Raw genomic sequence first — 6,408 nt, 5'->3', positions numbered from 1 at the left:
TCCGCGCCCGCCCGGCCTACCGGGATCCCCCGCGCGGCGGCCACGGCATCGAGCACCGCGATCGCCGTGCACATCGAATAGGCCAGTTCCTGAACCGGCGTGGCCCCGGCCTCCTGCAGGTGATAACTGCAGATGTTGATCGGGTTCCAGCGGGGCAGCTCGGCCACCGTGTAGGCGATCAGGTCGGTGATCAGGCGCAGCGACGGGCCCGGCGGGAAGACATAGGTCCCCCGCGACAGATACTCCTTGATGATGTCGTTCTGGGTCGTCCCGGCCAGCTCCGCCGGATCGGCCCCCTGCTCCTCCGCGACCACCTGGTACAACGCCAGCAGCCACATCGCGGTGGCGTTGATCGTCATCGACGTGTTCATCCGCGCCAGCGGAATCCCGTCGAACAACCGCCGCATGTCACCGAGATGCGCGATCGGCACCCCTACCCTGCCCACCTCGCCACGGGCAAGGGCGTGATCCGGGTCGTAGCCCGTCTGCGTGGGCAGATCGAACGCCACCGACAGCCCGGTCTGCCCCTTGGCCAGATTGCGCCGATACAGCGCGTTACTCTCGGCCGGGCTCGAATGCCCGGCATAGGTGCGGATGATCCACGGACGGTCCCGCTTTGTCTCCGCTCGGCCCGCGCCCGCCATCTCAGCCTTCCGTCCGGGGTTCCGGCCGGCCAGGCTGCTCGCCGCCGCGCGCCTCGCCGTAGGCCCGCTTGGGCACCATGACCTTGCGGCGGTAGATGCAGACGAGGACGCCGTCCTGGTTGTAACCGCGGGTTTCGACGGTGACGATCCCGCGGTCGTCCTTGCTCTTCGACTCGACCTTGTCGAGGACGGTGGACTCGCCGTAGATCGTGTCACCGTGGAACACCGGCTTCACGTGCCGTAGCGACTCGACCTCCAGGTTGGCGATCGCCTTCCCGGACACGTCGGCCACCGACATTCCCAGCAGCAGGGAGTAAACGTAGTTCCCGACGACGACGTTCCGTTTGAACTGGGTGGTCTCCTCGGCGAAATGGGAGTCCAGGTGCAGCGGATGATGGTTCATCGTGAGCAGGCAGAAGAGATGGTCGTCGTACTCGGTGACCGTCTTGCCCGGCCAGTGCTTGTAAACCGCACCGACCTCGAACTCCTCGAAGTGACGCCCGAACTGCATCTGGAACTCCCTCGCCTGATCGCGGCACACTCAACTCGTCAGGGACGCACCGGCCCCTCAGGAGTCGAAATGAAATAACTTGCGCGTTTCGAACCCTCCACAGGCCTGTGACCTGCGATGATGCTCTCGATCGCGTATTTGTTACTTCATTACGTCCCCTCAGCCCGGAAGCTGGTACTCCTTCAGCAATGCCCGGCTGATGATGCGCTTCTGTACCTCGGAGGTCCCCTCTCCGATGAGCATGAAGGGGGCCTCCCGGTACAGGCGCTCGATCTCGTACTCCTTGGAGTAGCCGTAGCCGCCGTGGATCCGGAAAGCCTCGGTCGTCACCTCGTGGCAGTACTCGCTGGCAAGGTACTTGGCCATCCCGGCCTCGACGTCGTTGCGCTGCCCGTCGTCCTTCCTGCGGGCGGCGCTGACCATCATCAGATGCCCGGCCTCCACCTTGGTCGCCATCTCGGCGAGCTTGAACGCGATGGCCTGATGCTCCGCGATAGGCCGACCGAACGTCCGCCGCTGCTGAGCGTAGGCGATGCCCAGCTCAAACGCCCGGATCATAATCCCGCAGGCCCGCGCGGCGACGTTGACCCGGCCGACCTCCACGCCGTCCATCATCTGGTAGAAACCCTGGCCCCGGCCGTCCTCGCCGCCGAGGATCGCCGACGCGGGCACCCGATGGTCGACCAGCACCATCTCGGTGGTCTCGACCCCCTTGTACCCGAGTTTCTCCAGCTTTCCCGGGATGGTGATCCCGCCGTGTGTCCGGAACCCGGGTTCCTTCTCCAGGAGAAACGTCGTCATGTTCCGGTAGACCGACTGGGCGCCCTCGTCGGTCTTGACCAGGGTGGCGACGACGCCGGCGCGGGCGCCGTTCGTCAGCCACATCTTCTGGCCGTTGAGCACGTAGTCGTCGCCGTCCCGGTCGGCCCGGGTGGTGATCGCGGAAACGTCGGAGCCGCAGCCCGGTTCGCTCATCGAGAACGCCCCGCGGAGCTCGCCGGTGGCCATGACCGGGAGCAGCCGCCGTTTCTGCTCCTCCGAGCCGTGCTGGAGGATCAGGTAGGCGACGATGAAGTGGGTGTTGATGACCCCGGAGACACTCATCCAGCCGCGGGCGATCTCCTCCACGACGAGCGCGTAGGTCAGCAGGGACTCGCCGAGCCCGCCGTACTCCTCCGGGATGGTGATGCCGAACAGGCCCATCTCCTTCATCGCCTCGATGATGTCCTCGGGATACTCATCCCGATGCTCGAGGTCGTTCGCATGGGGAAGAATCTCCTTGTCGACGAAGGTCCGTACCGCCGCAAGGATGTCCCGCTGCACATCGGTCAGACCGTCGGTCTGCGCGATCCTGCCCATGTTCCGCTCCTGTCGCTGCCCCCGATGCCTGAGGGGAGAGCAGAAACGCACTCAGGCAGCGGGATGATTTCATCATGGCCACGCGCCGGGCGCGCCGATCCGCCCCGACTCGGGCGGATTCAGCCGACCGGTGGTTCGAACTTCACCGTACGCTGCATCCCCGCGGCGCGGCCCTTGCCCGCGACGACCTCGGCCATCTTCCGGCTCGCCTCGTCGATCATCTCGTCGCCGAGCATCACCGCACCGGTCAGACCGCCCGCGGCCGAGGTGTGCCAGGCATAGGCCTCCAGGATCAGCTCGGCATGGTCGTAGTCGGCCTGCCGGGGCGCGTAGATCTCGTTGGCCGCCTCAATCTGGCCTGGGTGCAGCACCCACTTGCCGTCGAACCCGAGCGCCGCGGACCTGCCCGCCACCGCCCGGAACCCGTCCACATCACGGATCTGCAGAAACGGCCCGTCGATCGCCTGCACCCCGCGGGCGCGCGCGGCCTCGAGAATCTTGAACAGCACATAGTGAAATGGGTCACCCGGATAGTCCGGACTGAGCGCCCCCACCACCAGCGACGGCATGTTCACCGACGCCATGAAATCCGCCGGGCCGAAGATGATCGTCTCGATCCGCGGGCTCGCGAACGCGATCTCCTTGACGTTCGACAGCCCCAGCGCATTCTCGATCTGCGCCTCGATCCCGATCCGGCCCACCTCGAGCCCCATGACCTTCTCGATCTGGGTGAGCAGCAGGTCCAGCCACGCCACCTGCTCCGCCGACTGCACCTTAGGCAGCATCACGCAGTCCAGGTTCGCCCCCGCGCCCTCCACCACCTCGATCACGTCGCGGTAGGTCCAGCGCGTGGTCAGGTCGTTGACCCGCACCACCCGGGTCTTCCCCGCCCAGGCGCCCTCGTTCAGCGCCGCGACCACGTTCGCCCGCGCTGACTCCTTCGCGCCGGGAGCCACCGAGTCCTCCAGGTCACAAAACACCTGATCGGCCGGCAACCCCTGGGCCTTGCCCAGCATCTTCGGCGACGAGCCGGGAACGGCCAGACACGACCGGCGCGAACGCAGCGACACGACTACCCCACATCTCTCACAGGCCGAATCTCGATGAACGGACGAACACCCAGCGGACAGGGACATCGACGCGGAACCGAGGCTTCGTCATCCGTCAGCGCGGCCCCCGCACTCCCTACCAAGGGTCTCCACAGGTCGCGACCGCCCGATCACAGGAATCGCCCGGTAGCCCGATATTAGCCCATCCGATAATCTTGGATTGTGCATCTAGGTTTTATCACAGTCCCCCACGCCGGGCATCCGATTCGCGCTCACCATGCGCGCCACATTCGTCACCTTATGTAAGGTGCAGGTAAGGTACCGGATCCGTCGGCGCAGTGCCTCGGGCGCCGTCCGCCTTCGTCCCATGGCCGGGTTCGCTTCCGGTCGGATCAGTTGACCTGGCGCTCGTGGCCCTCCCAGTACGGGGCGCGCAGCTTGAACTTCTGCAGCTTGCCGGTGGCGGTGCGGGCAAGCTGGTCGCGGAACTCCACCGAGGTGGGTGCCTTGTAGCCGGCGAGCCGCTCCTTGCAGTGCTTGATCAGCTCCGCCTCGGTCGCCGTCCGGCCCTCGGCGAGCACGACCAGCGCCTTGATCGTCTCACCCCACTTCTCGTCGGGCACGCCGATCACCGCGACCTCGGCCACCGCCGGGTGGCTGAACAGGCAGTCCTCGACCTCGATCGACGAGACGTTCTCACCGCCGGTAATGATCACGTCCTTCTTGCGGTCACTGATCGTCAGGTGGCCCTCGTCGTCGATCACGCCGCCGTCACCGGTGTGGAACCAGCCGCCCGCCAGGGCCCTGGCCGACTCCTCCGGCCGCTCCCAGTAGCCCGCCAGGACCACGTTGGAGCGGGCCAGCACCTCACCGGAGTCCGAGAGCTTGAGCGTGACGCCCAGAGCGGACGCACCCGCACGGACGAGCTTGCCCGCGCGATCCTCGGGCGGCAGGTCGTCCCACTCCACGCGGGAACGGTTGATCGTGAGCAGCGGCGAGGTCTCGGTGAGGCCGTAGATCTGGATGAACTCCCAGCCGAGCTCCTCCTCGACCCGTTGGATCGTCTTGGTGGGCGGCGGAGCACCCGCGCAGATGACCCGCACGCGGTCGCGGCCGGGGACCTCGCCGTCCCAGTCCCGGACGGCGTCGAGCACGGCGTTGACCACAGCCGGCGCGGCGCACATCACGGTGACGCCGTGCTGCTCCACGCGGCGCAGGATCTCCGGGCCGTCGATCTTGCGCAGCACCACCTGCTGGACGCCGAGACCGGTCATGCCGAACGGCATGCCCCAGCCATTGGCGTGGAACATCGGCAGCGTGTGCAGGTAGACGTCGCGGTCGGTGACACCGGCGTGCAGCGCGAAGGTGACCGCGTTGACCCAGATGTTGCGGTGGGTGATCTGCACGCCCTTGGGCCGCGCGGTCGTGCCGCTGGTGTAGTTGATCGTGGCGGTGGCGTTCTCGTCCGGCTCCCACGGCGTGGGCTCGGTGTCGAAGCGGTAGAATTCGGCGTCGCTCTCGGCGCCCAGCACGAACTTCTGCCTCGCGGTCACGCCGGAGAGCTTCTCCTCCAGCTCGGGGTCGATGAGCAGTACATCGGAGCCGGAGTGCTCGACGATGTAGCTGACCTCCTCCGGCGAGAGACGGAAGTTCACCGGGACGAGCACCCGGCCGTACCCGCTGACACCGAAGAACGACGCGAGCAGGCGGGCGCTGTTGTGCGACACGATCGCGACGCGCTCACCGTGGCCCACGCCTAAGGCGTCCAGGCCCGCCGCCTGCGCACGGGCGGTCTCACCCAGGCGAGAGTAGGTCAGGTCCGGCCACGGCTGGGCGGGCTGGTCCGGTTCATCCACGACACCGACACGTCTGCCGTACACCGCGACCGCTCGATCAAGGAAATCACGTGCACCGAAAGGCACCAACATCGCTGGCCTCCAGGGGGCTGTGGGCGGTGCTGCCGAACCTCACCGGTCGAATCGAGTGTGATCCCAAAGTGTAGGCACGGTAAACGGCGAGGGCTTGTACGCCGGCGACAGGCGCTTGCACCCACCCGCCACACGACGTCGGCGCGGGCCCGGTCAGGCCGCCGCCGTCGGTGCTGTCGAGCTGCTCGCGGTGTGGCTACGCCGGGTGGTTCGTGAGGAACAGGTTCGTTAGGAACAACTGTTTGCAATGTTCACCCAGGCAGCCTTGCGCGTTCCGGGCGGCGCAGTTGTCCGGACAAGCCGCGCGAGCATTGTGCTGGACATGCCGGGTGCGCCCGCGCACCGAGTCGTCCGCGAGTACTACATCGACGACCTGCTGACGAGCTTGGTGAGGATCGGAAGGAAACCCTGGTGTCTGCTTCTCTTCGGACAGCGACTGACGGCGACATCGATCGCCTGGCCGGCTTGCTTGCCACCGGCCACGACCTACTCGGCACACAGCCCCGCCCTCGCCTCGACAGCGGGTGGCTCCGCGGATTGCTCACCCAGCCCAGGTGGCGGGTCCTCCTCGCCGAGGACGCGGACCGGCTGCTTGGGGCCGCGGTCCTCGATGCTTCTTCCTGCTGGACCCGACTGCCCTCCGCGGCGCGCCTTGAGGCACTCGTGATCGCTCCCGAGACGCCGGCCGGCGTCGCCGAGACACTCGTGAGGGCTCTGGACCGGCAGGCCGCTTTACTGAGGTGCACCACGCTCGTCGTGTCCGGTTCGGTCGGTACCGAGCTTGCGCGTAGGCTCGGTTTCGATCACCGCCTAGAAGGGTGGTCGGTCCGACAGCAGGCGTGGGGGGACGACTCCGCTCCGCTCGCTGAGCGGTTTCTGCGGGTTGCCGCACTCGCCGCCGCCAACCACGCCACCGG

Annotated in this window: 6 protein-coding genes; 1 reads left to right on the top strand and 5 read right to left on the bottom strand. The window is 67.0% G+C overall.

Annotated elements, in window-relative coordinates:
• The 5 genes from ACY45C_RS15635 to ACY45C_RS15615 form a co-directional block, all read right to left on the bottom strand.
• A partial coding sequence (locus ACY45C_RS15635; protein WP_462188326.1) for a methylmalonyl-CoA mutase family protein occupies positions 1 to 644 on the bottom strand: 644 nt, incomplete at its 3' end.
• A gap of 1 nt (position 645) precedes the next feature.
• Positions 646 to 1,155, bottom strand: a complete 510-nt coding sequence (locus tag ACY45C_RS15630; RefSeq protein WP_462188325.1) for a MaoC family dehydratase — start codon at positions 1,153 to 1,155, stop codon at positions 646 to 648.
• A gap of 159 nt (positions 1,156 to 1,314) precedes the next feature.
• Positions 1,315 to 2,514, bottom strand: coding sequence for an acyl-CoA dehydrogenase family protein (locus ACY45C_RS15625; protein ID WP_462188324.1), 1,200 nt, complete (start codon positions 2,512 to 2,514; stop codon positions 1,315 to 1,317).
• Positions 2,515 to 2,633: 119 nt separating this feature from the next.
• Positions 2,634 to 3,584, bottom strand: a complete 951-nt coding sequence (locus ACY45C_RS15620; RefSeq protein ID WP_462188323.1) for an HpcH/HpaI aldolase/citrate lyase family protein — start codon at positions 3,582 to 3,584, stop codon at positions 2,634 to 2,636.
• Positions 3,585 to 3,955: 371 nt separating this feature from the next.
• Positions 3,956 to 5,491, bottom strand: a complete 1,536-nt coding sequence (locus ACY45C_RS15615) for an AMP-binding protein (RefSeq protein WP_462188322.1) — start codon at positions 5,489 to 5,491, stop codon at positions 3,956 to 3,958.
• A 411-nt stretch (positions 5,492 to 5,902) separates the two neighbouring features.
• Here ACY45C_RS15615 and ACY45C_RS15610 point away from each other — a divergent pair.
• Positions 5,903 to 6,408: GNAT family N-acetyltransferase (locus ACY45C_RS15610; protein WP_462188321.1), on the top strand; the 506-nt coding region annotated here is incomplete at its 3' end.

The organism is Frankia sp. CcWB2 (genome assembly GCF_977927585.1).
Note: the sequence above shows the minus strand (reverse complement) of the source record. Positions and strands in the feature narration are given on the sequence as shown.

What these genes read in the sequence shown, in the direction of transcription:
- ACY45C_RS15630 (WP_462188325.1), bottom strand. Translation starts at nt 1,155, where the DNA reads ATGCAGTTCGGGCGTCACTTCGAGGAGTTCGAGGTCGGTGCGGTTTAC.
- ACY45C_RS15625 (WP_462188324.1), bottom strand. Translation starts at nt 2,514, where the DNA reads ATGGGCAGGATCGCGCAGACCGACGGTCTGACCGATGTGCAGCGGGAC.
- ACY45C_RS15615 (WP_462188322.1), bottom strand. Translation starts at nt 5,491, where the DNA reads ATGTTGGTGCCTTTCGGTGCACGTGATTTCCTTGATCGAGCGGTCGCG.